This is a genomic window from Actinomycetota bacterium (genome assembly GCA_030650795.1).
Taxonomy (GTDB): domain Bacteria; phylum Actinomycetota; class Actinomycetes; order S36-B12; family S36-B12; genus UBA11398.
In genome coordinates, this window is record JAUSDJ010000005.1 from 29,507 (window position 1) to 54,588 (window position 25,082).

Consider the following 25,082-nt stretch of genomic DNA (forward strand, 5'->3'; position numbering starts at 1 on the left):
TGTACCGGGTCGGCGGGCGATGCGTCAGAATGTGCGGGTGGACAAAACCGTGATGAGTGCCCCGCTGTTCGCAGCGCTTGATATTGAGGGTGCAACGGCTCTGCGTGCCTCACTCGTGGAACGCACCGTCGTCAAGGGAGAAGTCCTCTTTGCCGAGGGTGAGCTCGGCGACCGGATGTACGTCATCGTCGATGGCAAGGTCAAGCTCGGTCAGACCTCCGTCGATGGTCGCGAGTCACTTCTTGCAGTGCTCGGGCCCGCTGAGATGTTCGGTGAACTCAGCTTGTTTGATCCGGGCCAGCGCACCTCCACGGCCACTGCGCTCACAGATGCTGTGGTCCTTGGTCTCGGCCATGATCAGCTTGGTCCATGGCTTGCCGGGCGCCCCGAGGTTGCCACAGCACTACTGCAGGCTCTCGCACGACGCTTGCGTCGTACCAACGAGGCAATGGCAGATCTCGTCTTCTCCGATGTACCCGGTCGTGTTGCCAAAGCGCTGATGGATCTCGGCGAGAAGTTCGGCACCATCACACCCGAGGGCTTGATGGTCACTCACGACATGACCCAAGAAGAGCTTGCGCAACTCGTGGGTGCCTCGCGCGAAACCGTGAACAAGGCGCTCGCTGATTTTGCTCAACGCGGTTGGTTACGCCTTGAGTCTCGTCAGGTGCTAATCCTCGACGTCGAGCGGCTTGGTCGGCGGGCTCGTTAGATCTTCGTCAGTGGTGAACTGACCCAGACTCTGCAAGTGCAATAACTGAGCTTTCACTGATTGCAGAGCGGCCGTGCGGAGTTTCTCCGGAGTGCTGGAGTACACCTCGTCAAGCACCTCATCAGAGGTGCGCAGCCCAGTGGTCGTCGCAACGCGAACCTGTTCAAGCCGAGCGACTCTGTGTTCGTAGTAGCCATTGAGAATGTCGTCAGGAGCATTCAACGCCGGGCCGTGACCGGGCAAGAGCATGCCAACCTCGTTCTCGGCAACGGCTTCGCGCATGCGCAGCAGACTGTCGAGATAGGCAGCGACATTGCCATCTGGCGCGGAGATCACGGCAGTACCACGGCCCAGCACTGTGTCGCCGGTGAGCATCGTATTGTCATGCGACATCAGAAAACTCACGCTGTCACTGGAATGCCCTGGTGTGGAGACCACGCGTAATTCAGTTTGATCAACGAGGATGACATCGCCAGTCTCAAGACCTTCGGCACCAAGTCGGAATTCTGGATCGGCCGAGCGCACGTAGGTCTTTGTTCGTTCCGCAAGCGATTTCGCGCCTGCTGAATGATCCAAATGGCGATGGGTGAGCAGCACTGCACCGATCTGTGCATCACGCAGTTCAGCCGCAGCCAAGATCGCTTCGAAGTGGCCCTTCTCATCAGGACCTGGATCAATCACGATGCACTTGCGCGAGCCAGGTACATGCAGCAGCCAAGTGTTGGTGCCGTCCAGAGTCATCACATTCGGATTGTGGGCAAGGACGCAGACTGCACTATCAGTGACTGACCCGCCCTCCCAAGAAGCGCGCGAGCCAAGGAACGGCAGTGGACGACCACTCATGCTGGCCTGCTTGTCTCTGGTGGTGGCGCCGGACGATTGCTGGTCAGAATCTCTCCGGTGCGATCGTGCACGATCGCGAAACTTGTTGAACCATCCTCATGCACATGCAATCGATCCATGCGCGGGACGATTTCGCGGGCATGCGCAGCCTCAATGAGATTGGCGATCTGCGAATGCTCGAGCAAATGCTCAAGAGCAGCACGCGTTGGTGCCATCAGCAGAATTTCTCCGGCGTCGGCTTCACGAATGGCTTCCGACGGTGCCAACCACCTCGCTTCAACGGCTTCAGTGCCTCGCGGTTGCGGATCTTCGCCATCGGGCAGATAGGCGACGAAGAAGCGAACGTCGTAACGCAGCTTCTCCCACTCCGGTGTCACCCAGTGGTCGATCACTACGAGTGAGCGTGGATCGACGACGACTCCCGCTTCCTCTTGGAGTTCCCGGGCGGCGCAGACCAGCAATCCGCGGGCCTCGCGCTCATCGGTGCTCAATCGTGCAGCCAGGGCAGGGAAGTCAAAGGCCTCGTCAGGAAGCAAGGCACCTTGGTCAAGATCCTCAGGATCCAGGCGACCACCAGGGAACACGTAGGCGCTGGCCGCAAAGGCCATCGTGCGTGCCCGCTTCATCATGTAGGTCTGCAGACCAGCATCGGTCTCACGCAGCAACAGCACCGTGGCGGCCGAGCGCGGTGTCACGGGTTCCCAATTTGCCTTTCCGGTGGCGAGTTCTCGAGCACGCTCAAGGGCGGCATCGGGAAGATCACTCACGAGCCAAGAACCTCAACAATGAGCTCGACCTCGACAGGTGCGTCCAGCGGCAGCGAAGCGACTCCAAGTGACGAGCGAGCATGAACGCCCGCATCGCCGAAGGCCTGTCCGAGGACGGCACTTGCTCCATTGACAACGATGGGCTGTGACGTGAAGCCGGGAGCGCTGGCAACAAAACCCGTCACCTTGACCACGCGGACGACCATTTCGAGATCACCAATCAGACCCTTTACCGCAGCAATCGCATTGAGGGCACAGATCTTTGCGAGCTCGGCGGCTTCGTCAGGGGTGACTTCGGCGCCAACCTTGCCAGTCATCGGGATTTCGCCATTGAGCATTGGCAACTGCCCCGAGGTGAACACCAGATTCCCACTACGCACGGCTGGCACATATGAGGCCACTGGCGCAGCGATCTCCGGGACAGTCAAGCCGATTTCGGCGAGGCGACTCTCGACCGTCATCTCAGGCTGCAGCAATCGGACGCTTGAGATAGGCGACCAACTGATCGGTGTTGGGACCGGGCACTACCTGCACAAGTTCCCAGCCATCAAGGCCCCAGTTGTCGAGGATCTGCTTGGTCGCGTGAACGAGAAGCGGCACAGTGACGTACTCCCATTTGGTCATGCTCCAGACCCTAGCCGCATCGAGGAGGTGGGCGACTGCCGTCTCGGATTACGCTGGCCGGATGGTCAACTGGTCTGGCACGGCGCTGCATGTCGTGTCAGGCAAGGGTGGCGCGGGCAAGACCACCGTGGCAGCTGCGCTGGCCATGTGTCTGGCGCGCAACGGCAAGCGCACCTTGCTGATGGAGGTCGAGGGCCGTCAGGGCATCGCCCAGCTCTTCGACACTGCGCCCCTGCCTTATCAAGAACGTCGGATTGCCATCGCACCGGGAGACGGTGAGGTGTGGGCCCTTGCCGTGGATGCCGACGAGGCCTTGGTCGATTACCTCGCGAGTTTCTACAACCTTGGTCGAGCTGGTTCGGCGATGCGCAAGATGGGGGCGATCGATTTTGCCACCACCCTGGCTCCGGGCCTGCGCGACGTGCTGCTCACTGGCAAGGCTTGCGAGGTCGTTCGACGCAAGACCAAGCGCGCGTCCAATGCCTACGACCATGTCGTGATCGACGCCCCGCCTACCGGCCGAATCGCGCAATTCCTCAACGTCACCTCGCAGGTGTCGGCACTGGCCAAGACCGGACCAATACATCGTCACGCCGAGATGGTGATGGGAGTCATCGGCTCACCACAGACGGCCGTGCATCTCGTGACTCTGCTGGAAGAGATGCCAGTTCAGGAGACCATCGACGGCATCGCCGAACTTCGGGCGGCGAAGCTGCCCGTTGGCGCGGTGTTCGTCAACATGATGAGAACTCCGTTACTCGATGAACGCCAAAGCGCTCGCGTGCGCAAGGGCACTTTGCCCAAAGCCAAGATCGGTGAACTCGCAGTTGCCGCCGGCATTCGCCAACCGGCTAGTGAGATCGCATCCGGTCTCATGCAAGAGGCACTTGACCATGTCCGCCGAACAGATCTGGAGGCCCGCGAACAGGAGCGCATCGTCGAACTCGAACTTCCAGTCTTCACGCTCCCCTACCTTGCCCAAGGCGTTGCGCTAGGTGAGCTGTACGCCTTGGCCGAAACCATGTTTGAAGAGGGCATCCAATGAGTGCCTTCGTTCCGGCCGCACCAGTGCTGGATCTCGATGCGCTCCTTCGCGACCCCAGAGTGCACATCATTGTTTGCACCGGATCTGGGGGAGTCGGAAAGACCACGACTGCCGCAGCGATCGCATTACGCGCAGCCGAAAGTGGCCGCAAGGTCTGCGTACTCACGATTGATCCAGCACGCAGGCTTGCGCAGGCGATGGGTATCGCCGAATTGGACAACACCCCTCGACCAGTTGAGGGCGTCGACACCACAGCGGGCGGAAGTCTGGACGCGATGATGTTGGACATGAAGCGGACCTTCGACGATGTTGTCGAGAGGCACGCTGACGCTGAGCGCGCGCAAGCCATCCTGGAGAACCCGTTCTATCAATCCTTGTCCTCTTCATTCGCCGGCACTCAGGAGTACATGGCGATGGAAAAGCTTGGGCAACTGCATGCGCAAGCACAAGCGGATCGAAGTTGGGATCTGATCGTCGTCGACACTCCACCTTCGCGCACCGCACTGGATTTCCTTGATGCCCCAGCACGTTTAGGCTCATTTCTGGACGGACGATTCATCCGAGTGCTGTCAGCACCGGCACGCGGAGCGGGCAAGGGGCTGGGAAGACTCGCGTCAGTCGGATTCGGTTTCTTCACCAGTGTGCTGTCGAAAATTCTCGGCTCTCAAGTGCTCAACGACGTCGGTTCTTTCGTTGCCGCAATCGATACGACCTTCGGTGGCTTCCGCGAACGTGCCGACTCCACGTATGCGCTATTGAAGGATTCGGGGACTTCGTTCGTCGTGGTTGCCGCGCCGGAAGCCGACGCCTTGCGAGAAGCCTCGTATTTCGTCGAGCGACTGCACGCCGATGCAATGCCGTTGGCAGGTCTGGTGCTCAATCGCGTTCAAGAACTCAGCCTGCCCAAGGTGTCACGTGAACAGGCACTGGCGGCCGCAGAGGGTTTGTCTGAGGGCGATGCGAGCAGCCGACTAGTGGCATCGCTCCTGCGATTGCATGCGGATCGCGCGGCAACGATGCAACGTCAGCAATTGCTTGCTGCAAGATTTACATCAGCGCACGCGCAGGTACCGATCACAACCGTTCCGGAATTGGCGCAGGACGTACACGACCTCGAAGGGCTTCGCCAGATCGGCGAATTGCTCGCTGCGTATTAAGAGACGCGCGCCGCAAGCGGCGTCTGGCGAGCGAAATCCTCACTTGCGTTCTGCAGGAGCAGACGCCAGGAGGCAACATTGGGTCGGCGACGCAGCAGGGCGCGACGCTCACGCTCGGTCATCCCGCCCCATACGCCGAACTCAACGCGGTTATCCAGGGCGTCGGCGAGACATTCGGTGCGAACAATGCATCCGGAGCAAATGGCCTTCGCTCGATTCTGAGCTGCACCTTGCACGAACAATGTGTCTGGATCTGCTGTCCGGCATGCTGCTTGTGCTGCCCAGTCGGTGTCGAAGGTCATAAGTCGAACCCCTTTTGCTCGTTGATCATCTGATTTGTAGCGATCGGGCTCTCAGGTATGGCGGTGACGTTACGCAGATGACGAGACCAAGAATAGGTTCATAAGGACTATTTATTTATAGCTATAAAGAGCTATTCGGTAGAGCTAAGTGGAGGAATCAGCCTGGCTCAGCCAAGCCCGAGGGCTGCCTTCACCCCTGCCGCCACCGCGCCGCCATCAGCCCGGCCTTTGACCTGGGGTTGCACCAACTTCATCACCGCTCCCATCGCCGCGCCACCGGTCAATCCATCGCCAGCGGCCTGTGCAACGGCGGTATCGATGATGGCCTGCACCTCGTCTGCGCTGAGCCCCTCGGGCAGATAGGCCTCGAGCACACCGAGCTCATCGCGCTCCTTTGCAGCCAGATCGGGACGCTGCGCCGCGCCGTAGGCCTCAACCGCCTCACGGCGCTTCTTGGCCTCCTTGCCCAGCACCGTCAACACCTCGTCGTCACTCAGCACCCGAGCCTGCTTGCCGGAGACCTCCTCATTGGTGACGGCGGTCAGCGCCATCCGCAGGGTGGAGGCGGTCAGTTGATCCCTTGCCTTCATGGCAATAGTGAGATTCGCCTGCAACTGGGCTTTGAGTGCGGTCATGTTGGCATTGTTGCCTACCGCGCAATTGCTGGGAATGGCCTTGGGGTGTCACCATCGACCCATGGGCATTGGCAAGGCGGTGATCGGCACAGCAGCGTTGGGCGCTGCTGGCTTGGGCTATGCCTATTGGGAAACGCAGAACTTCACAGTTCGCCGAGTCGAAGCAACCGTGCTCCCTCTTGGGCAACCAGACCTTCGAATTTTGCATCTGTCGGACATGCACTTCGTGCCTGGCCAGACCAAGAAGCATCTGTGGTTGCGGTCCTTGCGTGATCTCGAGCCCGATCTCGTCGTGGTCACCGGCGATTTTCTAGCCGATGTCGATGCCATCCCGCATGTGCTCGACAGCCTGGATCCGCTGCTGGATCTGCCAGGAGCATTCGTACTGGGCAGCAACGATTACTTCGCACCGCGACTGCTGAACCCATTCCTCTACTTCAAGAAGCCGACCCAACGCGAACCACGGCGACCAATGCTGCCTTGGCAGGACCTCATTGACGGACTCACGGACATGGGCTGGCATAACCTCACAAATCAATCGGCCACCGTGAAGGCCGATGGCCGCGCGCTCGAACTTCGTGGCGTTGATGACCCCCACATCAGTCGCGATCGATACGAGGAGGTGGCCGGGCCTTTTGATCCCGCTGCAGATCTCTCAATCGGTGTTGTTCATGCGCCCTACACGCGAGTGCTCAATGGATTTGTCGGTGACGGCGCTGACCTCGTTCTCGCCGGTCACACGCATGGCGGTCAATTACGCATACCGGGATATGGAGCCATCGTCACCAACTGCGATCTGGATCGCAAGGCAGCTCGCGGACTATCGACCTATACGTTCCAAGACGCCGACGGCCTACTGAAGAGCGCGCCGCTGCATGTGTCCGCCGGATGCGGCTGTTCGCCTTACGCACCGTTCCGATTTGCCTGTCGACCTGAGGCAACCTTGCTCACCCTGACCGCCCCTTGGTCGTCCGCGCTCCGTTAGACTCCGCTCGTTCTTCGGGGTGTGGCGCAGCTTGGTAGCGTGCTTCGTTCGGGACGAAGAGGTCGTGGGTTCGAATCCCGCCACCCCGACACTGAATCGGGGGCCGACGCGGAGTCGGCCCCCGATATTCAAGAGGAGGCCGACGATATGAACCGTCGTCCCTCACCCAATGACCTGGGCAAGGTGACGGGTCGTTTCGTGCAGTCGATGGGCTGGCGCTCGATCAATTTGCACACCCATATTTCGCTGGTCAACAAGTACGTCTATTTCGAGGTGCCCAAAGCCGGCTGCGGCACCATGAAATCGACTCTGGGTGGTTTGGAAGCCTCGCGTTTCAGCGACTCCTTGGTAGAGCAAATTCAAGGCAACCCGCACAACCGCAAACTGGCAACCCCCTTCGTGAAGCCCTATCAAATACCTCCGGCCGAACTCGAAGAAGTACTGACGAGCCGCAAATTTCAGCGCTTTGCCGTGGTGCGCGAACCCGCATCGCGATTGCTATCGGGATGGCTGGAGAAAATCACCCAAGGTCTGCAGCAGAGCGAGCCGATCTTTGAAATTCTCAAGGAACAGGGTCGGGCTCCAGCAGAGCCGAAGGACATCACCTTTGCTGACTTCATCGATGTCGTGACCACACTGCCCTCGCGGCAACAGGACCCACACTGGCGACGCCAGACGGATCAGATCGGCTTCGACTTGATCAAATTCAATGCGCTGATTCATCTAGAGCAGCTTGAACAGTCTTGGGATCAACTCGGCAAGCTCACTGACACCCCTGATCTGAAGGAAGAGTTCTTCTGTCGCAAGGCGACCAACGCTGCATCACACATGAACGAGCACTACACGTCTGAATTACTCGACAAAGTGTCCAAGGCTTATGCCGGCGACTACGCAGCTTTCGGATATGACACACCGAGTCTGGGTTAAGGCGACGAAGCAGGCGTTGCTTCCGCTGGCAAATGTGGAATACGCCGCGGGCATGACTCGCTACATGAAGGATGTTGCTCCCTACCTGGGCATTCGCACCCCAGCACGCCGAGTTGCTCTCAAGGCGGCTTGGAAGTCATTGCCAGCGCTCAACGAGTTCGAGCTCGCGCAATTCGTACAAGCGATGTGGGAACTGCCAGCGCGCGAGTTCCAGTACGCGGCAACTGACGCCTTCGATTGGCATCGCGGGGCCCTTTCTGCTGAATTTCTCGAAGATCCAGTCAGGCATCTGGTGAGCACCAAGCCCTGGTGGGACACCGTGGATAGCCTGGGATCCTCAATCATCACGCCCCTGGTCAACACCTACCCTGAACTTGTCTCCACCATGTGGCAATGGTTGGAGTCCTCAGATATCTGGCTTGCCAGGGCTGCGATCCAACACCAGCGCGGCAATAAGCAGGACACTGATCTGGAACTGCTGTTCGCGATGTGCGAGGTGCACGTCACTGATCGCGAGTTCTGGATTGCTAAGGCAATTGGTTGGGCGCTACGCGATGCGAGCGCCTACTGGCCCAGTGAAGTTCAAGCTTTCGTGAACGAGCATCCCAATATCGCACCAGTTGCCCGCCGCGAGGCTCAGCGCGGCATTGATCGCGCACTCTGAGCATTCATCTACCCTTGCCCAATGGAACTTCCTGCGGCCTACGTTGCTGCCATAACCGCTGAGTATCCGGGGGCTCGCAACTTCAAGCGCAAGGGTCAGAACATCACCTTCACCTACGACGATCCCGATTCGGGAGAGTCCGTTGATGTATTGCTGAAGCCAGAGAAATAGTGAAGTAAACATCTCTGCTTTCGGCCGCTTACAACATATTGTTCAATACGAGGGCGGGAGGTTGTCTCCCCCGTCGATCTCCCGCCCGGCTCTTCCGTGGCGGAAAAGTGCTTGGATTCAGCCATGAACTTCCAAGCAGAACTTGAACTTGCCGGCAAGACTGCGACCGGGATCACCGTGCCAGCCGAGGTGGTCGAATCCCTCAATGCAGGCAAGCGGGTTCCCGTAGTGGTGACGATCAATAAGCACTCCTACCGCACGACCATCGCGCCGTACAACGGTCGCTACATGATTCCTGTCAGTGCCGAGAATCGGGAGGCAGCAGGCGTCAAGGCTGGAGAGCGCATCACTATTGGCCTGAAGGTCGACGCAGAACCACGCGAGGTGGAAGTGCCGGACGATCTCGCCAAGGCACTGCAGAAGAACAAGATGGCGAAAGACTTCTTCACGACACTGTCCTTCACCAATCAGCGTGAGTACGTGCGCTGGGTCGAGGACGCAAAGAAGGAAGGGACTCGAACAGCTCGAGTGCTGAAGAGCATCGAGTCACTGGAAGCGCAAAAGAAAGTGCGCTAGCAGAGCCGCAGAGAGCGACTAGAGATCAGCCGCGACCAACTCTGCAACCTGGACCGCATTCAATGCGGCTCCCTTGCGTAGATTGTCATTGCTCACGAATAACACCAGACCATGATCATCGGCAACGGATTGATCCTGGCGTATGCGCCCAACCAATGACGGATCCGTGCCTGCTGCTTTCAAAGGAGTAGGAACGTCTACGAGTTCCACGCCAGGGGCATGGCTGAGCACACTGGTTGCTTCGTCAACAGTGATCGCGCGATCGAACTCAGCATTGATCGACAATGAGTGGCCGGTGAACACTGGGACGCGCACGCAGGTTCCGGAAACGAGCAACTCAGGGATGCCCAGAATCTTGCGGCTCTCATTGCGCAGCTTCTGTTCTTCATCGGTCTCAAGTGACCCGTCGGCCACCAAGTTTCCGGCGAACGGAATGACGTCAAAGGCAATAGGCGCAACGTATTTCTGCGGATCCGGGAACTTCACAGCTCCACCATCGTGGGTCAAGCCTTCAAAGTCCTGGTCGACAGCGGCCCGCACTTGCGAGGCAAGCTCTTCAACACCAGTAAGCCCGCTGCCAGAAACTGCTTGGTAAGTGCTGATCACGAGACGATGCAGGCCCGCAGCCGCATGGAGGGCTTGCAGCATTGGCATTGCAGCCATCGTGGTGCAGTTCGGGTTGGCGATGATCCCCTTGCGCATCTCCTTGATTGCCTGCGGATTGACTTCGCTGACGACCAACGGCACATCGGGATCCATCCGCCAAGCAGAGGAGTTGTCGATCACGACTGCGCCGGCCGCTGCAAACTTTGGGGCGAGGGCCTTTGAAGTTGATCCACCTGCCGAGAACAGTGCAATGTCAATGCCACTGAGATCAGCCGTCTCGGCATCTTCGATGACGATGTCCTGGCCGCGCCACGGCAGGGTGCTGCCCGCTGAACGAGCAGAGGCCATATATCGAATGCGCTCGATCGGAAATTCGCGTTCTTCCAACAGCCGACGCATGACAGTGCCCACCTGGCCGGTAGCTCCGACCACGGCGACGTGCAGACCGCGACTCATCTTCCGGTCCCGCCATACACAACAGCTTCGCCGTCGACATCAAGGCCAAAGGCGGTGTGCAATGCCTGCACTGCACGGCTGGCATCGGCAACGCTCGTGACAACTGAAATGCGGATTTCAGAAGTCGAAATCATCTGCACGTTGATATTCGCATCAGCCAGCGCGGAGAAGAAAGTCGCCGAAACTCCTGGGTTCGAACGCATGCCTGCACCCACGAGTGAGACCTTGGCGATCTGATCGTCAACCAGCAATTCCTCGTAACCAATCGAGGCTCGCTGTGCTTCCAAAGCTTTCTTCGCCGTCACTGAAGAACCCTGCGCGCAAGTGAAGGTCACATCGGTACGGCCAGTGGCTGCAGCAGAGACGTTCTGCACGATCATGTCGACGTTGATACTTGCGTCAGCGAGCGCGCGGAAGATCACTGCGGCCTCGCCAGGCTTATCCGGCACACCGATCACCGTGATCTTCGCGTCGTTCACGTCGGCGGCGGCTCCGGAAATGATCGGCTGTTCCATGGCTCTTCCTTCTGCAATAGCGGTCGCGATGGCTTCTGGGGAAAGCACGTAGGTGCCTTCATGGGTCGAAAAGGAGGAGCGGACATGAATGGGGAGGTTGCCGCGGCGCGCATACTCCACACATCGCACATGCAGCACCTTGGCGCCAACGGCAGCCAACTCGAGCATTTCCTCGTAGGTAATGAATGGCACCTTGCGCGCGGCCGGCACGATGCGCGGATCGGCGCTGAACACTCCGTCGACGTCGGTATAGATCTCGCAGACGGAGGCATTCAGGGCGACGGCGAGAGCCACAGCCGTGGTGTCAGAACCACCGCGGCCAAGAGTGGTGACGTCCTTGGTTGACTGGGAGACACCCTGGAAACCGGCGACAATGGGGATGGCCCCGTCAGCGATGGCCTCCTGAATCCTGCCTGGGGTCACACCAACGATGCGAGCGGACCCATGAGCGGCGTCAGTGATCAGGCCAGCCTGCGAGCCGGTGTACGAACGAGCATCGGCTCCAAGATCAGCGATGGCCATGGCCAAGAGAGCCATCGAAATCCGCTCTCCGGCGGTCAGCAGCATGTCGAGCTCGCGGCCAGGAGGGCCGTCAGAGACCTGATTCGCAAGCGCAAGCAATTCATCCGTGGTGTCGCCCATCGCTGAGACCACAACGACGACGTCGTTGCCGGCCCGTTTTGCATGCACGATGCGACGAGCCACGCGCTTGATGCCTGATGCATCAGCAACGCTCGAACCGCCGAATTTCTGAACGATCAAGGACACGATGGGAAAGTCTACCTTCGCGCGCGTGACCTTTTGGCCTTGGTGATTTCAGCCTTGATCGCTCCGAATGCTGGCATCGACGTAGTGGCGCAGGGTCGTCGAGACGAACTCAGCTCCGTGCTTGCCACCATAGTTCGCTGCGAATCGTTCATCGGCCACATAGAGCTCGCCTAGCCCAAGCAGATACTCGGCGTTGGCTTGGGCTTCGTCAGATTCCGGATCAACGCTGGAATCCAAGATCGCGCCAATGTCGGCGAGCGCAAGACCCAACTCTTTGAACGCAAGGATCTGCTGTAACCGGAGCAATTCGGCGTCAGCGTACGAGCGATAGCCATTCATTGATGTGCCCACGGGCTTGAGCAGTCCAATTGCGTCGTAGTGCCGCAAGGTCAAGGTCAAGCCTGTGGCTTCCCCGTTCTCCCACGAGTAGATTCGCAAGCCACCATGTCGAGTCTTTGTAAGGTGCAGATGCCAAGTCGTCTCGTGCACTTCACGGTCGGGCTCGTCTGCTGCGCCATGGCATCGGTCGGAATAGCGTCGGTTGCAGTGGCGTCGGCCGCGCCGATGGATATCGCTCGTCAACCGAGAATCATCCACGGAGTTCCGGCTACTGACGACTTCAGATTCCTCGTCGCGCTGCTGAGTGCTGATGTCCTTACCGGCCGGCCGGCCTATGACTCTCAATTCTGTGCGGGGACTTTGACCTCACCCACCACGGTCGTGACGGCCGCGCACTGCGTCGTGGAAGACGGGGCTCATACGGCCTCGAGCCCCAAGGAGTTGGTCGTCGGCTTTGGCTTTGACCTCAACCAGCCGATGCGCTTAGTGCGTCTCTCAGCCGTGGCAGCGAATCCCGCCTACTTGGTGAACGATTCAGCGGCCGACATCGCCGTGCTGACTCTCGCGACGCCTGTCACTGATGTGCCACCGCTCCTGGCAGTGTCCCCGGTCGATGCGCCGGCGCTGACCTTGAGTGGTGCCCACGTGACAACAGCCGGATGGGGAAGCACCTCGGCAACTACAGACAAGTACCCGCCCTTGCTTCGCCAGGCAGCGATGGTGGTCTTTCCCCTTTCCAACTGCGGAAACGGGCGCGACTACATGCTGTCGGGCGTGAGATTCGAAGGCTGGACTCGTGCGGACGTCGACCCTGCGGTGATGCTCTGCGCTGCCGGAGTCTCGGCTGGCGTGCAGGTGGACACCTGTCAAGGCGATTCCGGTGGACCGCTCGTCGGCGGATCAGGCACCGCCGCACGCTTGGTCGGGATCGTCTCTTGGGGTGCTGACTGCGCGACTGGTACTTCAGGGGTCTACACGCGAGTGTCAGCGACCTACGACTTTCTGCTTTCACATGGCGCGATCCCACCTGTCGGCCCACCTACTGGGTCTCCGGTGGTCGTTGCTACCCCGCTCAACACTGCTCTTCTGCTCACCTTTTCCGCTGGCTCGGTCTCCCTTCCGATGACGGGCGCAACAGCGTCGGTCATCAATTCAGCGTCGGGACGAGTGTTCAACTGTGTCGCTCCGTTAGCGACTCTCCAATGCCGTGTTGACGGTCTCAGCAACGGCGCCGTCTACAAAGTGGCGGCCCTGGCTGGCACTATCGGCGGAAACTCAGCGGTGTCGCCACCGATCACGGCATCTCCGGCTGCCGTACCTGATCCGGGAATCGTCGTGCGGGCCGTCCAAGTGGACGCACATGAGGTCTACTTCCGCGTTTCAGCCGCAACAGGAAATGGATCCGCGGTGTCAAAGTGGGTGGTGGACTGTCTGTCCTCGACTGGTGCGGTGCACACAGGCGAGGTAGAGGTGGCAGGTGTTGGAGGCGACGCATGGGTGAGCGGCTTGCCGCGCGGCTCCTACAAGTGTGCTTCGTCGGCCACCACACAAGTGGGGACAGGCTCCTCCCTGGCTGTGCCGGTGAGCGTGAAGTAATGCAGTTCCGAACTAGACGCGGCGGCGGCCTTCGAATGCCCGACCGAGAGTTACTTCGTCTGCGTACTCAAGATCGCCGCCGACGGGCAAACCACTGGCCAGCCGTGAAACAGCAACACCAATCGGAGCAATGAGTCGCGCCAGATAGGTAGCGGTGGCTTCGCCTTCGAGGTTCGGATCGGTAGCCAAGATGACTTCGGTGATCGCGCCATCTGCGAGCCGAATCATCAACTCGCGGATACGCAGATCATCGGGACCGACTCCGTCGATCGGACTGATCGCACCACCTAGGACGTGGTAGCGACCCTTGAATTCGCGGGTCTTCTCAATTGCGACCACATCCTTGGGCTCCTCGACCACACACAGCGCGGTGTGATCACGACGCGGATCGCGGCAGATACGGCATTCTGACTCTTCAGCGACATTGCCGCATATCGAGCAGAAGCGCACCTTGTCTTTGACCTCGCGCAAGGCATCAGCCAGCCGGTATACGTCAGTTGGTTCCGCGGCCAAGATATGAAAGGCAATGCGTTGAGCACTCTTGGGCCCGACCCCGGGAAGGCGACCGAGCTCGTCGATGAGATCTTGAATGATGCCCTCGTACATCAGTGCTCGATCTCCCCGATTTGCGTGGCACCCAGGGCGCGGATGGCCAGATCAACGCCGGTTTCCTCTGCCTGATTCTCATCATCCATGCTCGGGCTATCAGGCTCCGCGCTCTGTGCCGGAGAAGTCGCAGCACCCTTGACTGTTGGCGCAATCGCCTTGGGATCAAGCACGACGTCGATGCGGACATCGACTTTCATGACATCAAGAATCGCCTGACGCATCCTTTCATCGTGGCCGCTGGCTCGCGCGTTGTTGACCTGACCAGCATTCGTCACGCCGATCGCCAGAGTGCCATCGCTGATGGTAAGCGGCTGCGAGGCGCTGAAGAGCATCCAGGCAACCCGCGAATAGGACTTTGTTGCGTCGAGCACCGCTGGCCACATCGTGGCGAAGTCAGCGATGGGAGGTAGATCGCTTGCCGAATCCGCTGTTTGCGCTTGCACCGGCGCAGCGGGCTTCGCTGCTGCCGCGGCTGTCGGCTTGGGCACGCTTCGCGGAGCCTTCGCGGCAGGCGAAGGAGCTTGCGCTGCAACCGGTGTTTCGAGTGCTGCTGCATTTGGTTCAGGCGACGCGACAACATCTGGTGCGGGCTTCGTATGTACTTCGACTTCAGTCTCGATGACATCAGCTGTCGAAGGAGCAACATCTGAAAGTCGGCGTGCGGCAGGAAGTCCGCTTGGCGCAGTTGATTCTTTGATGTGCACCGCAGCCGCGTCGGCAGGAGCGCTCGCGAGGCGACGCTCAAGCTGATCAAGTCGCGTTGCAAGGCCTCGTTCGTCGGCATCGATCGCAGGCAGCAGCAGCCGGGCGCACATCAATTCAAGCTGAAGTCGCGGTGCAGTGGCACCTTTCAACTCGCTCAGCGCTTCGTTCACGACATCAGCAGCACGGGAAAGCTCAGTCGGGCCAATGATCTTCGACTGCTCGATCTCGCGAGCGATCTGCTGATCAGGCCCATCAATCAAGGCGGTTTCCGCCGCATCGGGAACATGCTGAAGCACAATCAGATCGCGCAGGCGTTCAAGGAGATCGCTGACGAATCTGCGCGGCTCATGGCCTGCGTCCATCACTCGTTCTATCACGCCGAATAACCGTGCCCCATCGCGAGCGATCAGTGCATCGACCGTTTCATCCAGCAGCGTCATGTCGGTCATGCCGAGTTGCATCACGGTGTCCGCGTAGGTAACACCTTCATCGCCTGCACCCGCAATGACCTGTCCGAGGATTGACAGACTGTCGCGAACACTTCCCGCACCAGCGCGTGCAATGAGTGCGAGTGCATTCACATCAGCGGCCACACCTTCGGCTTCGCAGATCTTTGCCAGATGCGTCTGCAGTTCGCGCGTTGAGACCAAGCGAAAGGTGTAGTTGTGCGTGCGCGAGCGAATGGTCGGCAACACCTTGTCGACCTCAGTGGTGGCAAAGATGAATCGCACATGCGGTGGCGGCTCCTCAACGAGTTTCAGGAGTGCGTTGAAGCCAGCAGACGTAACCATGTGGGCCTCATCAATGATGTAGACCTTGTAGCGGGAGGAGACTGGCGCGAACATCGCGCGCTCACGCAGATCGCGGGTGTCCTCAACGCCACCGTGGCTTGCCGCATCGAGTTCGATGACATCGATTGATCCCGGACCATTGGGAGCCAGATCCAGGCAACTGTTGCAAACCCCGCACGGATCAGGAGTGGGACCTTGCTCGCAGTTCAAGGAGCGGGCCATGATCCGAGCTGTCGACGTCTTGCCACAGCCGCGAGGACCAGCAAATAAGTAGGCGTGATGGGTGCGATTGTGCTCAAGTGCGCGGCGCAAAGGACCGGTCACATGCTCTTGGCCAACGACCTCGTCCAGACTGGCCGGGCGGTAGGTGCGGTACAAGGCCATGGACACGCTGGCCACCCTAATGTGCCAAAGAAGGGACCCCTCGCACACCCGATAGAGCCTGCCTGCCCTTGCTGCCTTCCGGCCCTGGGGGAGTTAAGCGGGATACCGCCGCACGAGGGGTCGCCCCAACTGTAGAGGCAGCCAACGGCTTCGGCGAACCTGGTGGTGAGTACGCTCGCCCGCGGAGGATTCGCCTAGTGGCCTATGGCGCTCGCTTGGAAAGCGGGTTGGGGGAAACCCCTCAGGGGTTCAAATCCCCTATCCTCCGCCGCGACGAAGAGGGCACGTTTCTGTGCCCTCTTTTGTGCTTGTACCCTCGTCCGCGGTGGCGTGTCCGAGCGGCCAAAGGAGCACGCCTCGAAAGCGTGTGTGGGGGTAACCTCACCGTGGGTTCAAATCCCACCGCCACCGCCATATGTTTTCGGCTCGCCGGAGCCTAAGGTTGGACAGAACTGCATTCGCCGTCTAGGTTAGGCTCGCCTTACCTAACTAAACCGGTCGACGAAGGGTCCCATGTTCGCCAACTACCTCATCGGATTGCGCGAGGGCATCGAAGCCGCCCTCGTGGTGAGCATTCTGATCGCCTACCTCGTCAAGACCGAACGGCGCGACGCGCTCCTGCCAGTGTGGATCGGTATCGGACTGGCGCTTGCGCTGAGCTTCAGCTTTGGAGCCGCGCTCACCTTCAGTTCGGCCAACATGTCATTCCAGACACAGGAGGCCTTCGGAGGCTTCATGAGCATCATCGCGGTGGGTTTCGTGACGTGGATGGTCTTCTGGATGAAGAAGACCGCACGCAATATCCGTGGTGAACTCCATGGTCGTCTGGACAATGCCCTCGGCATCGGCCCCTACGCCATCGCAGTCGTGGCGTTCATTGCGGTGGCCCGCGAGGGCTTGGAGACCTCCTTGTTCATCTGGGCCGCAGTGCAGTCGACCGGATCCGGTTTCTCCCCAATCGCGGGCGCGACCCTGGGCCTGGCCACGGCTGTTGTCCTTGGGTATCTGTTCTACCGTGGGGCATTGAAGATCAACCTTGCGAAGTTCTTCACGTACACCGGAGCTGCCTTGGTCGTTGTTGCCGCTGGTGTTCTTGCCTACGCGGTTCATGATCTCCAAGAGGCCGGCATCGTGCCTGGGCTGGACAACTTGGCCTTCGACGCTACCGGAATCCTTCCACCAGCCAGTTGGTACGGAACTCTGGTCAAGGGCATCTTCAACCTCTCGGCCGCACCTTCAGTGCTTGAACTGCTTGTCTGGTTCGCCTACGTGATCCCTGTGATGTATCTGTTCTTCCGCAAGCCTCGGGTCAAGCAAGAGCCCGCACCGCAAGTCAGCATGCCGTCAACTGCTACTGAGCGTTGATCCCTCAGATCATCTTGCGCCCAAGCCCCCTATCACCCCCGGAGGAAGAATGTTTGTTTCATTGAAGTCCACCACGATCCTGGCCCTCGTCGTACCTGCGATGCTGTTGGCCGCTTGCAGTGCCAATAGCGATGAGGGACCTGCGCCTGCCAGTGCGACGACCATCGCCGTGACAGCAACAGATACCGAGTGCTCGCTCGATCAGGCGACGGTGGCTTCCGGACCGATCGATTTCACTGTCACCAACTCCGGCAACGAGGTCACCGAGGTCTACGTCTACGGACAGAATGGGGATGCGTTCACGACAGTCGTCTCCGAAGTCGAGAACATCGGGCCGGGAGTCGCCCGCGACATGAGTGCGAATCTTGCTCCGGGCGCCTACGAGATCGCCTGCAAGCCGGGTCAGACTGGTGATGGCATCCGCACAGTGCTCACGGTGACCGGGGACCAGACCGCGGCTCCGATCGCGACTGCTTCACCTGTGCGGGCCATCGATCTCGGGATCGACTCCTCGGACACCCTGACCGGTCTTGCAGGTCAGAGCGCGCTCGTCGAGGAGCGCATTGAATTCGAGGTGACGAACTCAGCTGGTGCCAAGCGCAATTTCGAGGTCAAGCGCCCTGATGGATCCGTAGCCGGCGAGGTTGAGATTGCCGCAGGCAAGAAGGGCGATCTAACTCTCGATATGAACTTCGACGGAACCTGGAGCCTGATTGTTGAGGGTGGAGCAACCGAGACTGAGGCGGACTTCGTCGTCAGCTAGCCAGGGCCGGACTCGTTGCACGATCGGTCGCGCAGCCTGGTCCAGACGGGCTCGGAGTGGGCGAGGCCTTGGTCGCTGCCACAGTTGCATCATCAAGCACAGCCGTGAACTGTTCCCCGAGCAGTACATCAACCACGCGTTTGCTGCGGCCATCGGGGATCAGCGTTACGCCCGGGAAATAGTAGGCGAGCAACTCGGCCGAAGGCTTGCCCTTGGGCCCGTAGCGAATCTCACCAACGCTTGCGACCTGACGCTTGCCGACAGCATTGCCGACATCGCGCACCGCGAATCCGCGCGCGCGCAGCACCTCAGCCGTGCCCCCGGCAAGACCAGGGGTCTGGGTCGCGTTGTAGACATTGACGCGTACTCGAGCCACTGTCGGAAGCGACTCGGCGGGCGACACCATCAAAGTGACGCAGGGCGAGGGGTTCGGAGTTGCCGAAGCATCTGGTTCGGAGTTGCCGTTGAACATCTTGACTACGAGCAACAGCAAGGCGACCACTACGACCGCCGCGATCACGAACATCCCAACGATCTGCCAAATCGGGCGTCGGCGACGTCGGCGAGGTGCGATCCGAACCACACCCTCACGCATTCCGCTCATGAACCCTCCTGAATTCGAACCTGCGCCATGAAATCGCGCACCAGATTGCCACATTCGAGGGCTAGTACTCCACTGACCACTTCGGGGCGATGGTTCAAACGGCGATCTCTGGGCAGATCCCAATGCGAACCGCAGGCTCCGTACTCCTCATTCCAGGCGCCGAAGACGATGCGCTGAACTCGGGCGAGAACGGCTGCTCCTGCACACATGGGGCACGGCTCAAGGGTCACGATCAAGGTACAGCCATCAAGATGCCAATCACCCCGGACTTCTGCCGCAGCCCGCAGAGCCAGCACCTCAGCATGAGCAGTTGGATCCTGGGTTGCCTCCCGACGATTTCCAGCTCGGGCTATGACCGCGCCGGACTCATCGAGAACAAGCGCGCCAATAGGCAAATCGCCCGAAATCGTCGTCTGCTTTGCTTCCGCAATGGCCAGTTTCATGACCTCGCGATAAGGGCTGGCTTGCTCGTCCACACACCGAGAATAGGGCGCAGTCCGGCTGAATCATTGAGCCGAGTAATTCCCGCACTCGCGAAACATTCTGGTATTGATCGAGGCAACCTTCCTGAAACACCCGTCACCTAGTGTGATGGAAGAACCCGGCCTGTCCGGGCTCGAGGCACGAGCAGCGGGAGGTGTGATGTCAGTGGCAACAGTTTCGGCCCCATTCGATGAGATGCTCGAGGGCGGAATACCGAGGTCCACACATCGTGCCCTGTTCAACACCTTGGAAGAACTGGGACCACAGGGACTTGCCGAGCGCGCTCGTCAACGTGACTCCTACCTGGACCGCCACGGCATAACTTTCACTTTGGGCGAGCGTGAGCGACCACTGCCCATGGATCTGGTTCCGCGCATCATCACCCCGACCGAATGGCAGAGCATCGAAGCTGGTGTCATCCAGCGTCTGCGCACTCTTGAGCTCTTTCTCGCTGACGTTTACGGCGAAGGCCAAGTGCTGCACGACCACGTCATTCCGCGCACCTTGGTCACCAGCTCGAACCACTTTCATCGTCAGGCCTGGGGGGTCAAGCCCGCCAATAATGTGCGGATTCACGTTTCGGGCATCGACCTGATCCGTGATGAGCATGGGATCTTTCGCGTGCTCGAAGACAACCTGCGCAATCCTTCCGGTGTTTCGTACGTCCTTGAAAATCGGCGAACTCTCGCGCACGTGCTCCCTGAGGTGTTCGCCAAGCACCGGGTGCGCTCCATCAACGAATACCCAGAGCGCTTGCTCGAAGCTCTGCGAGCCTCGGCTCCCGAAGACGTGATCGATCCAACCGTCGTCGTGCTTACACCGGGCGTGCACAACTCCGCTCACTATGAGCACGCTTTCCTTGCACGTCACATGGGCGTTGAACTCGTCGAAGGCCGCGATCTCTACTGCAGGGATGGCCGAGTATGGATGCGCACAACTGCGGGGCCACAGGTTATTGATGTCGTATACCGACGCATCGATGACGACTACCTCGATCCAGTTCACCTTCGCCCTGATTCAGTGCTCGGGGTTCCTGGTCTCATCAACGTTGCGCGTGCTGGTCACGTTGGTATTGCGAATGCAATTGGCAATGGCGTCGCCGATGACAAGGCCGTGTATCCATATGTGCCCGCGCTGATGCGCTACTACCTCAACGAAGAGCCGATCCTTCCAAACGTCGACACCTATGACCTCAGTGATCCCGATCAGCGTGACCACGTGATTCACAACATCGAGAGCATGGTGGTGAAGCCGGCCGATGGCTCAGGTGGCTACGGCTTAGTGATGGGACCTTCAGCAACTGAGAAGGAACTCGTCGGTGCTATCGCAGCGATCAAGGCAGATCCACGTTCGTGGATCGCGCAGCCGGTCGTGCGCTTCTCGACTTACCCAACTGTGGTTGAAGACGGCGTCATCAAGCCTCGCCACGTTGATCTGCGTCCCTTTGCGGTGAACGACGGCACCAACGTCTACGTGCTGCCCGGTGGCCTGAGCCGCGTCGCCCTGCCCGAGGGAAGCCTCGTCGTGAACTCCAGTCAGGGCGGTGGCTCGAAGGACACCTGGGTCCTGGAAGACACGCAGACTGTTGATCGACCAATACCCCGCGAAGTTCCACGCGCAGCGATGGTTGACATGGATATCCCCGGCCGTATTGATGCGCCGGTTACCCATGATGATCGGATGCTTCAGCAAGAGCGGCAGCAACAGCAGCAAGGCGATGCATCATGTTGAGCCGCATTGCTGAATCCTTCTTTTGGCTGGGTCGCTACATCGAGCGAGCTGAAGGCACGACCCGTATTCTCAGCGAGCACTACCAACTCATCGTTGAAGATCAATCGATCTCTGAGCCGATGGCCTGCGCGATTCTGCTCGACGCATTGTCGATGCCGCACATCGGCGTTGAAGACGGACTGCTGCTGGTTCGCAGCGTGGTCGGCGAAACTGGTTTACCGGCGACGATCACAGGAGCAGTCAGCGCCGCACGTGACAACGCTCGCGCCATTCGCGATTCACTGTCTGCTGACACTTTCGAAGCGCTCAACGCTGCCCACTTGTTCCTCTCGCGCGGGCTGACGCATTCCTCAAGCCCTGGCGTTGGTTTGCACCGAGTGCTCGAACGATTGTTTGTCGTAAACGGAGTCATCGACTGGACGATGTCTCGCGACGAGGCCTACTACTTCATGATGCTTGGTCGACAGATCGAGCGCATCGACATGATGGGACGCTTGCTTGCAATGCGTCACGAGCAGCTCTGGCCCAATTCAGGACCCGTAGCTGTGCTGCGCGCCGCAGGAGCCCTGTCGGCCTTCCTTCGTACGCGGGCTCCATTGCAAGGCACTGACGTTCGCAAGTTCCTGGTGCTCGATGAAACCTTTCCGCGATCGATGCGCGTCTGCGCTGGAGATGCAGAACTCGCTGTGCGCGAACTGGAACGCCGCGGAGTTGGCGACGGAGGCACCCTGCTTCGCGAAGTCGGCATGCTGCGTTCGGCCTTGGAGTACACGACGAGCGACGATCCGAAGGAAATCGACCGCCTCATCTCTGAATCACGACAGGCTGCGGTTCGCGCGTCCGATCAAGTCAACCGCGCCTTCTTCCGGCAGCACGGCACCCTCGTTTGGAGCCACTAATGACTGCCGAACCGCTGATCCAGAATCCCCGTGTTGGACGTCGTTTGCAGATCTCGCACCACACTGGTTATCAGTACTCCGCACCAGTGGAGGCATCCTTCAATGAAGTGCGGATGACACCCATCAGTGAAGACGGTCAGGTGCTGCTAAGCCACAGCCTGCTGGTCGAGCCGTACGCAAACATCCAGACCTACACCGACTACTGGGGAGCATTCGTCGAGAACTTCGATGTGCACACACCCCACCGCATGCTCCAGATCACCTCAATGAGCACCGTTGACATTCCACCCATGCGGGATCCCAAAGAGGGTGGCTCCTGGCACAGCGTGCACAGCATGGAAACCCAGGAGCGCTGGGCCGAATTCCTGACCAACACCACTTTTGTGGATTCTCCAGAAGAGGATCCTTCGCGCCTAGCGATCGTGCTTGAGCTTCGTCAGGCAGGAAGCCCGGCTATTGCAGTTCGCGGAGCCTTGGAGGCTGTGCGCGACCAGATCATCTACACCCCGGGGGCCACGAACGTATCGACCACGGCTGGGCAGGCATGGGCCGCTGGGCGAGGCGTGTGTCAGGACTTCACGCACGCGATGCTCTCGATACTGCGCGCACTTCAAATCCCAGCTCGCTATGTCAGCGGCTATCTGCACACCGAGGAAGCGGCGATGGGCATGACGGTGGTTGGCGAATCTCACGCTTGGGTTGAGTATTGGGATCAGGGCTGGCATCCCGTGGACCCAACGAACAACCGCAGCGTTGGAGCGGCGCATGTTGTTGTTGCACGTGGACGCGACTACGGCGATCTGCCACCGCTGAAGGGCATCTACGCAGGTGGTCGAAGCGGCGCTCTTGGCGTCACGGTTGAAATTACGCAGATCGCGAAGTAGATCCGGCGATCAGTCGATCACGACTGGTCGGGCACCTACGCCCCAAACGACGTAGTTCCACATCCAGTTGGCTACCACGCTCGTGCGATTGCGCCCACCTGCGAGATAGAAGACATGCAGTCCTAGCCAGGCCATCCAGGCGATCGTGCCGTGTAGGCGAACGCCTTTAGCTTCAACTACTGCACGGCGTCGCCCAATGGTCGCCATCTGGCCCTTGTCCTTGTATTTGAAATCAGTCAGCGGCTCATCAGCAATCTGAGCCTTGATCTGGGCCGCAACATGACGACCCATTTGCATCGCCACTGGCGCGATCATCGGCAGCGGTCGGCCATCTGGACCATCAAGGCAAGCAGCGTCTCCGATGATCCACACGTGATCGACGAGCTCCAACGTCGGCTTCACTCGGAGGCGATTGGAGCGGTCAGCTAAGCCGAGTGATGCCCATTCTTCATGTGCTGCAACGCCGGCAGCCCACACGATCGTGCCTGCTGCCAGCACCTCGCCGGACTTCAGGTGAACGTCGTTGGGATACATGCGGTCTACCGCTGCATCAACCATGACTCGCGCTCCAAGATCCTCAAGTTCTGATTTCGCATGCGCGCTGGACTTCTCTGTGAACGACGGCAGCAACCTCGGACCGGCTTCGACCAAAGTCACACTTGCGGCATCGGCGAGATCAGGGAACTCACGCTTGATCGATCGCTGCAGCTCGGCCACGGCGCCGCTGACCTCGACGCCTGTTGGTCCACCACCAACGACGACGACGCGCAGGTGTTCTTTCGGCCGATGCCCATTCTCAATTTCTTCATAGATCGACAGAAGTTGATTGCGAATGGCTCGAGCCTGATCCATCGTCTTCATCTGCAACGCGTACTCGGCTACTCCGACAACACCAAAGGTGGCGCCGGTGCTCCCGGTTGCCAGAACGAGATCGTCGAAGGGAAGAACGGTGCCATCCTCAAGACGGATGTTCTTACGTTCGATGTCGATGCGAACGACGATGCCTCGGCGAAAATCAACACCAGGAATCGCACCACGTACTGAGTAGGCAATGTCGTCTTCTGAGAGTCCGCCAGTAGCAACTTGATACAGCAAGGGTGCGAATAGTTGATAGGGATTGCGGTCGATCAGCGTGACATGGACTGACTTGGATTTGCTGAGCTCGCGCGCACACCGAAGACCACCAAAACCAGAACCGATGATGAGCACCTTGCGCGGACTACCGCCACCATCGCTCATGCCATTTCCCACGCTTGCGGATTGTGATGCCACTAGGCAGGCGTAGTCGCATCAAGGCGGGCTTGCTGAGCTGCTGAGAGCTCAACCGTTGCGGACTTCACGATGGAATCCACTGTTGCCGGCTTGGTCGCGCCGGGAATCGGGATGACCACAGGTGACATCGCCAAGAGCCACGCCAAAGTGGTCTCCTGCGCTGTCGCGCCAACTTGTTCGCCGACTTCAGCGAAGTCCTTGTACTTGGAGCCAACCTCGCTGGCCTCATTGGAGCCACCCAATGGCGACCAAGGCAGGTAGGCAATACCGAGATCCGAGCAGTGATCAAGAGCGTCACGGTGCCTGCGGAAGCGAGGTGAGTACTGGTTCTGGACAGAGACAACACCGTTGTCCTTGGGCCCACCAAGGATGTCAATGGCTATGTCGATCTGCTCCTTGCTCGCGTTCGACAGTCCGATTCGGGCAACCAAACCCGCCTCCTTCAGAGACAGCAGGGTGCGCATCTGATCGGCGTAATCGAGCTCAGGATCAGGACGATGGTGCTGGTAGAGCTGGATCTGCGAGACATCAAGGCACACCAAACTCTTTTCGCAGGCCGCGCGAAGGGCGGCTGGATTGGAATCCGAGCCGAAGATTCCGCCGGACTCTCGAGTGATCCCGCCCTTGGAAGCAACGAGCACAGTGCTGAGGTCAGCCGAACCGGCGTAGGTGCGCAGCGCCTCGGCCACCAGCATTTCGTTGTGGCCAATATCGTTCGCCGAGGGAGCGTAGATGTTTGCCGTGTCAATCAGCGTCACACCCAGATCGAGTGCACGATGCAAGGTGGCAATGGCCTGCTCACGCTTGTCGAGCATCCCGGGGAAGGACATCGGCATGCAGCCCACTCCGACAGCAGAAATGAGCAGGTCACCGAGAGCGCGCTGAGGCAAAGTCACTCGCGGAG

28 protein-coding genes, 3 tRNA genes, 1 other RNA gene and 1 pseudogene are annotated in these 25,082 nt (G+C 59.6%); 17 read left to right on the plus strand and 16 right to left on the minus strand.

From position 1 onward, the window contains the following. Positions 1-52 precede the first annotated feature (52 nt). A complete protein-coding gene (locus tag Q7L55_02135; protein ID MDO8731362.1) occupies positions 53-712 on the plus strand; it encodes a Crp/Fnr family transcriptional regulator in 660 nt (219 codons plus the stop codon). Here Q7L55_02135 and Q7L55_02140 read toward each other — a convergent pair. From Q7L55_02140 to Q7L55_02155, 4 genes are read right to left on the minus strand one after another with little or no spacing between them, the layout of a single operon-like run. Further along, complete coding sequence (locus Q7L55_02140) at positions 671-1,555, minus strand: MBL fold metallo-hydrolase (GenBank protein MDO8731363.1); 885 nt, start codon at positions 1,553-1,555, stop codon at positions 671-673. The two genes, Q7L55_02135 and Q7L55_02140, sit on opposite strands and share 42 nt — an antisense overlap. Beyond that, positions 1,552-2,322 (minus strand): NUDIX hydrolase, encoded by a 771-nt coding sequence (locus tag Q7L55_02145; GenBank protein MDO8731364.1) that lies wholly within the window; start codon positions 2,320-2,322, stop codon positions 1,552-1,554. Before Q7L55_02145 ends, Q7L55_02140 begins: the two co-directional genes overlap by 4 nt. Continuing rightward, positions 2,319-2,783 carry a RidA family protein gene (locus tag Q7L55_02150; GenBank protein ID MDO8731365.1) on the minus strand — a complete coding sequence of 155 codons (465 nt, stop codon included), beginning with the start codon at positions 2,781-2,783 and terminating at the stop codon, positions 2,319-2,321. Before Q7L55_02150 ends, Q7L55_02145 begins: the two co-directional genes overlap by 4 nt. Position 2,784: 1 nt before the next feature. Beyond that, a complete protein-coding gene (locus Q7L55_02155) occupies positions 2,785-2,946 on the minus strand; it encodes a hypothetical protein (protein ID MDO8731366.1) in 162 nt (53 codons plus the stop codon). A 61-nt stretch (positions 2,947-3,007) separates the two neighbouring features. Here Q7L55_02155 and Q7L55_02160 point away from each other — a divergent pair, with 61 nt between their 5' ends. Both Q7L55_02160 and Q7L55_02165 read left to right on the plus strand, forming a co-directional pair. Continuing rightward, the gene (locus Q7L55_02160; GenBank protein ID MDO8731367.1) at positions 3,008-3,991 is read left to right on the plus strand and encodes an ArsA-related P-loop ATPase; all 984 of its coding nucleotides are present in this window, start codon (positions 3,008-3,010) and stop codon (positions 3,989-3,991) included. After that, complete coding sequence (locus tag Q7L55_02165) at positions 3,988-5,148, plus strand: ArsA-related P-loop ATPase (GenBank protein ID MDO8731368.1); 1,161 nt, start codon at positions 3,988-3,990, stop codon at positions 5,146-5,148. Before Q7L55_02160 ends, Q7L55_02165 begins: the two co-directional genes overlap by 4 nt. Here Q7L55_02165 and Q7L55_02170 read toward each other — a convergent pair. Together Q7L55_02170 and Q7L55_02175 are read right to left on the minus strand one after the other, a co-directional pair. Continuing rightward, positions 5,145-5,450, minus strand: coding sequence for a WhiB family transcriptional regulator (locus Q7L55_02170; GenBank protein MDO8731369.1), 306 nt, complete (start codon positions 5,448-5,450; stop codon positions 5,145-5,147). The two genes, Q7L55_02165 and Q7L55_02170, sit on opposite strands and share 4 nt — an antisense overlap. A gap of 167 nt (positions 5,451-5,617) precedes the next feature. Beyond that, positions 5,618-6,085 (minus strand): GatB/YqeY domain-containing protein, encoded by a 468-nt coding sequence (locus Q7L55_02175; GenBank protein ID MDO8731370.1) that lies wholly within the window; start codon positions 6,083-6,085, stop codon positions 5,618-5,620. 61 nt (positions 6,086-6,146) lie between these two features. Between Q7L55_02175 and Q7L55_02180 the strand changes: the two genes are divergently transcribed. From Q7L55_02180 to Q7L55_02205, 6 genes are all read left to right on the plus strand, one after another. Then, positions 6,147-7,070, plus strand: coding sequence for a metallophosphoesterase (locus Q7L55_02180; protein MDO8731371.1), 924 nt, complete (start codon positions 6,147-6,149; stop codon positions 7,068-7,070). A gap of 15 nt (positions 7,071-7,085) precedes the next feature. Then, a tRNA-Pro gene (locus Q7L55_02185) sits at positions 7,086-7,159 on the plus strand. Positions 7,160-7,217: 58 nt separating this feature from the next. Next, a complete protein-coding gene (locus Q7L55_02190) occupies positions 7,218-7,997 on the plus strand; it encodes a sulfotransferase family protein (GenBank protein MDO8731372.1) in 780 nt (259 codons plus the stop codon). Then, complete coding sequence (locus Q7L55_02195; GenBank protein ID MDO8731373.1) at positions 7,975-8,661, plus strand: DNA alkylation repair protein; 687 nt, start codon at positions 7,975-7,977, stop codon at positions 8,659-8,661. Before Q7L55_02190 ends, Q7L55_02195 begins: the two co-directional genes overlap by 23 nt. 21 nt (positions 8,662-8,682) lie before the next feature. Continuing rightward, the gene (locus Q7L55_02200) at positions 8,683-8,832 is read left to right on the plus strand and encodes a hypothetical protein (GenBank protein MDO8731374.1); all 150 of its coding nucleotides are present in this window, start codon (positions 8,683-8,685) and stop codon (positions 8,830-8,832) included. A gap of 123 nt (positions 8,833-8,955) precedes the next feature. Continuing rightward, entirely contained in the window at positions 8,956-9,408 is a 453-nt protein-coding gene (locus Q7L55_02205) for a YdeI/OmpD-associated family protein (GenBank protein MDO8731375.1), read from the plus strand. Positions 9,409-9,426: 18 nt separating this feature from the next. Here Q7L55_02205 and Q7L55_02210 read toward each other — a convergent pair whose 3' ends face one another. From Q7L55_02210 to Q7L55_02220, 3 genes and pseudogenes are all read right to left on the minus strand, one after another. Beyond that, positions 9,427-10,470 (minus strand): aspartate-semialdehyde dehydrogenase, encoded by a 1,044-nt coding sequence (locus Q7L55_02210; protein ID MDO8731376.1) that lies wholly within the window; start codon positions 10,468-10,470, stop codon positions 9,427-9,429. Further along, complete coding sequence (locus Q7L55_02215) at positions 10,467-11,753, minus strand: aspartate kinase (protein MDO8731377.1); 1,287 nt, start codon at positions 11,751-11,753, stop codon at positions 10,467-10,469. The genes Q7L55_02210 and Q7L55_02215 overlap by 4 nt, the downstream gene beginning before the upstream one ends. 231 nt (positions 11,754-11,984) lie before the next feature. Further along, positions 11,985-12,191: pseudogene (locus tag Q7L55_02220) on the minus strand (MerR family transcriptional regulator). 30 nt (positions 12,192-12,221) lie between these two features. Here Q7L55_02220 and Q7L55_02225 point away from each other — a divergent pair. Then, positions 12,222-13,688, plus strand: coding sequence for a serine protease (locus tag Q7L55_02225; GenBank protein ID MDO8731378.1), 1,467 nt, complete (start codon positions 12,222-12,224; stop codon positions 13,686-13,688). Positions 13,689-13,700: 12 nt separating this feature from the next. Here Q7L55_02225 and recR read toward each other — a convergent pair whose 3' ends face one another. The 3 genes from recR to ffs form a co-directional block, all read right to left on the minus strand. Beyond that, positions 13,701-14,294 (minus strand): recombination mediator RecR, encoded by a 594-nt coding sequence (gene recR / locus Q7L55_02230; GenBank protein ID MDO8731379.1) that lies wholly within the window; start codon positions 14,292-14,294, stop codon positions 13,701-13,703. After that, complete coding sequence (locus tag Q7L55_02235) at positions 14,294-16,177, minus strand: DNA polymerase III subunit gamma and tau (protein MDO8731380.1); 1,884 nt, start codon at positions 16,175-16,177, stop codon at positions 14,294-14,296. The genes recR and Q7L55_02235 overlap by 1 nt, the downstream gene beginning before the upstream one ends. A 28-nt stretch (positions 16,178-16,205) precedes the next feature. Beyond that, an RNA gene (gene ffs, locus Q7L55_02240) (signal recognition particle sRNA small type) lies at positions 16,206-16,302 on the minus strand. 58 nt (positions 16,303-16,360) lie between these two features. Here ffs and Q7L55_02245 point away from each other — a divergent pair. The 4 genes from Q7L55_02245 (at position 16,361) to Q7L55_02260 (ending at position 18,305) form a co-directional block, all read left to right on the plus strand. Beyond that, positions 16,361-16,445, plus strand: a tRNA-Ser gene (locus Q7L55_02245). A 56-nt stretch (positions 16,446-16,501) separates the two neighbouring features. Then, positions 16,502-16,591, plus strand: a tRNA-Ser gene (locus Q7L55_02250). 99 nt (positions 16,592-16,690) lie between these two features. Then, the gene (efeU, locus tag Q7L55_02255; GenBank protein ID MDO8731381.1) at positions 16,691-17,542 is read left to right on the plus strand and encodes an iron uptake transporter permease EfeU; all 852 of its coding nucleotides are present in this window, start codon (positions 16,691-16,693) and stop codon (positions 17,540-17,542) included. Positions 17,543-17,591: 49 nt separating this feature from the next. Then, positions 17,592-18,305 carry a cupredoxin domain-containing protein gene (locus tag Q7L55_02260; protein MDO8731382.1) on the plus strand — a complete coding sequence of 238 codons (714 nt, stop codon included), beginning with the start codon at positions 17,592-17,594 and terminating at the stop codon, positions 18,303-18,305. On the opposite strand, the gene Q7L55_02265 is transcribed toward Q7L55_02260, so the two are convergent. Next, positions 18,298-18,909: a LytR C-terminal domain-containing protein gene (locus Q7L55_02265; GenBank protein ID MDO8731383.1), complete on the minus strand. Its 612-nt coding sequence runs from the start codon at positions 18,907-18,909 to the stop codon at positions 18,298-18,300. The genes Q7L55_02260 and Q7L55_02265 overlap by 8 nt on opposite strands. After that, the gene (locus Q7L55_02270) at positions 18,906-19,352 is read right to left on the minus strand and encodes a nucleoside deaminase (protein ID MDO8731384.1); all 447 of its coding nucleotides are present in this window, start codon (positions 19,350-19,352) and stop codon (positions 18,906-18,908) included. The genes Q7L55_02265 and Q7L55_02270 overlap by 4 nt, the downstream gene beginning before the upstream one ends. 148 nt (positions 19,353-19,500) lie before the next feature. Between Q7L55_02270 and Q7L55_02275 the strand changes: the two genes are divergently transcribed. From Q7L55_02275 to Q7L55_02285, 3 genes are read left to right on the plus strand one after another with little or no spacing between them, the layout of a single operon-like run. After that, positions 19,501-21,123: a circularly permuted type 2 ATP-grasp protein gene (locus Q7L55_02275; protein ID MDO8731385.1), complete on the plus strand. Its 1,623-nt coding sequence runs from the start codon at positions 19,501-19,503 to the stop codon at positions 21,121-21,123. Then, positions 21,117-22,022 (plus strand): alpha-E domain-containing protein, encoded by a 906-nt coding sequence (locus tag Q7L55_02280; protein MDO8731386.1) that lies wholly within the window; start codon positions 21,117-21,119, stop codon positions 22,020-22,022. Before Q7L55_02275 ends, Q7L55_02280 begins: the two co-directional genes overlap by 7 nt. After that, the gene (locus Q7L55_02285; protein ID MDO8731387.1) at positions 22,022-22,906 is read left to right on the plus strand and encodes a transglutaminase family protein; all 885 of its coding nucleotides are present in this window, start codon (positions 22,022-22,024) and stop codon (positions 22,904-22,906) included. Before Q7L55_02280 ends, Q7L55_02285 begins: the two co-directional genes overlap by 1 nt. A gap of 9 nt (positions 22,907-22,915) precedes the next feature. On the opposite strand, the gene Q7L55_02290 is transcribed toward Q7L55_02285, so the two are convergent. Both Q7L55_02290 and Q7L55_02295 read right to left on the minus strand, forming a co-directional pair. Next, a complete protein-coding gene (locus tag Q7L55_02290) occupies positions 22,916-24,178 on the minus strand; it encodes an NAD(P)/FAD-dependent oxidoreductase (GenBank protein MDO8731388.1) in 1,263 nt (420 codons plus the stop codon). Then, entirely contained in the window at positions 24,178-25,074 is an 897-nt protein-coding gene (locus tag Q7L55_02295) for an aldo/keto reductase (GenBank protein MDO8731389.1), read from the minus strand. The genes Q7L55_02290 and Q7L55_02295 overlap by 1 nt, the downstream gene beginning before the upstream one ends. Positions 25,075-25,082 lie beyond the last annotated feature (8 nt).

What these genes read in the sequence shown, in the direction of transcription:
- Q7L55_02135 (MDO8731362.1), top strand. Translation starts at nt 53, where the DNA reads ATGAGTGCCCCGCTGTTCGCAGCGCTTGATATTGAGGGTGCAACGGCT.
- Q7L55_02140 (MDO8731363.1), bottom strand. Translation starts at nt 1,555, where the DNA reads ATGAGTGGTCGTCCACTGCCGTTCCTTGGCTCGCGCGCTTCTTGGGAG.
- Q7L55_02150 (MDO8731365.1), bottom strand. Translation starts at nt 2,783, where the DNA reads ATGACGGTCGAGAGTCGCCTCGCCGAAATCGGCTTGACTGTCCCGGAG.
- Q7L55_02155 (MDO8731366.1), bottom strand. Translation starts at nt 2,946, where the DNA reads ATGACCAAATGGGAGTACGTCACTGTGCCGCTTCTCGTTCACGCGACC.
- Q7L55_02160 (MDO8731367.1), top strand. Translation starts at nt 3,008, where the DNA reads ATGGTCAACTGGTCTGGCACGGCGCTGCATGTCGTGTCAGGCAAGGGT.
- Q7L55_02165 (MDO8731368.1), top strand. Translation starts at nt 3,988, where the DNA reads ATGAGTGCCTTCGTTCCGGCCGCACCAGTGCTGGATCTCGATGCGCTC.
- Q7L55_02170 (MDO8731369.1), bottom strand. Translation starts at nt 5,450, where the DNA reads ATGACCTTCGACACCGACTGGGCAGCACAAGCAGCATGCCGGACAGCA.
- Q7L55_02175 (MDO8731370.1), bottom strand. Translation starts at nt 6,085, where the DNA reads ATGACCGCACTCAAAGCCCAGTTGCAGGCGAATCTCACTATTGCCATG.
- Q7L55_02180 (MDO8731371.1), top strand. Translation starts at nt 6,147, where the DNA reads ATGGGCATTGGCAAGGCGGTGATCGGCACAGCAGCGTTGGGCGCTGCT.
- Q7L55_02190 (MDO8731372.1), top strand. Translation starts at nt 7,218, where the DNA reads ATGAACCGTCGTCCCTCACCCAATGACCTGGGCAAGGTGACGGGTCGT.
- Q7L55_02195 (MDO8731373.1), top strand. Translation starts at nt 7,975, where the DNA reads ATGACACACCGAGTCTGGGTTAAGGCGACGAAGCAGGCGTTGCTTCCG.
- Q7L55_02200 (MDO8731374.1), top strand. Translation starts at nt 8,683, where the DNA reads ATGGAACTTCCTGCGGCCTACGTTGCTGCCATAACCGCTGAGTATCCG.
- Q7L55_02205 (MDO8731375.1), top strand. Translation starts at nt 8,956, where the DNA reads ATGAACTTCCAAGCAGAACTTGAACTTGCCGGCAAGACTGCGACCGGG.
- Q7L55_02210 (MDO8731376.1), bottom strand. Translation starts at nt 10,470, where the DNA reads ATGAGTCGCGGTCTGCACGTCGCCGTGGTCGGAGCTACCGGCCAGGTG.
- Q7L55_02225 (MDO8731378.1), top strand. Translation starts at nt 12,222, where the DNA reads ATGCCAAGTCGTCTCGTGCACTTCACGGTCGGGCTCGTCTGCTGCGCC.
- recR (MDO8731379.1), bottom strand. Translation starts at nt 14,294, where the DNA reads ATGTACGAGGGCATCATTCAAGATCTCATCGACGAGCTCGGTCGCCTT.
- Q7L55_02235 (MDO8731380.1), bottom strand. Translation starts at nt 16,177, where the DNA reads ATGGCCTTGTACCGCACCTACCGCCCGGCCAGTCTGGACGAGGTCGTT.
- efeU (MDO8731381.1), top strand. Translation starts at nt 16,691, where the DNA reads ATGTTCGCCAACTACCTCATCGGATTGCGCGAGGGCATCGAAGCCGCC.
- Q7L55_02260 (MDO8731382.1), top strand. Translation starts at nt 17,592, where the DNA reads ATGTTTGTTTCATTGAAGTCCACCACGATCCTGGCCCTCGTCGTACCT.
- Q7L55_02265 (MDO8731383.1), bottom strand. Translation starts at nt 18,909, where the DNA reads ATGAGCGGAATGCGTGAGGGTGTGGTTCGGATCGCACCTCGCCGACGT.
- Q7L55_02270 (MDO8731384.1), bottom strand. Translation starts at nt 19,352, where the DNA reads ATGAAACTGGCCATTGCGGAAGCAAAGCAGACGACGATTTCGGGCGAT.
- Q7L55_02275 (MDO8731385.1), top strand. Translation starts at nt 19,501, where the DNA reads ATGGAAGAACCCGGCCTGTCCGGGCTCGAGGCACGAGCAGCGGGAGGT.
- Q7L55_02280 (MDO8731386.1), top strand. Translation starts at nt 21,117, where the DNA reads ATGTTGAGCCGCATTGCTGAATCCTTCTTTTGGCTGGGTCGCTACATC.
- Q7L55_02285 (MDO8731387.1), top strand. Translation starts at nt 22,022, where the DNA reads ATGACTGCCGAACCGCTGATCCAGAATCCCCGTGTTGGACGTCGTTTG.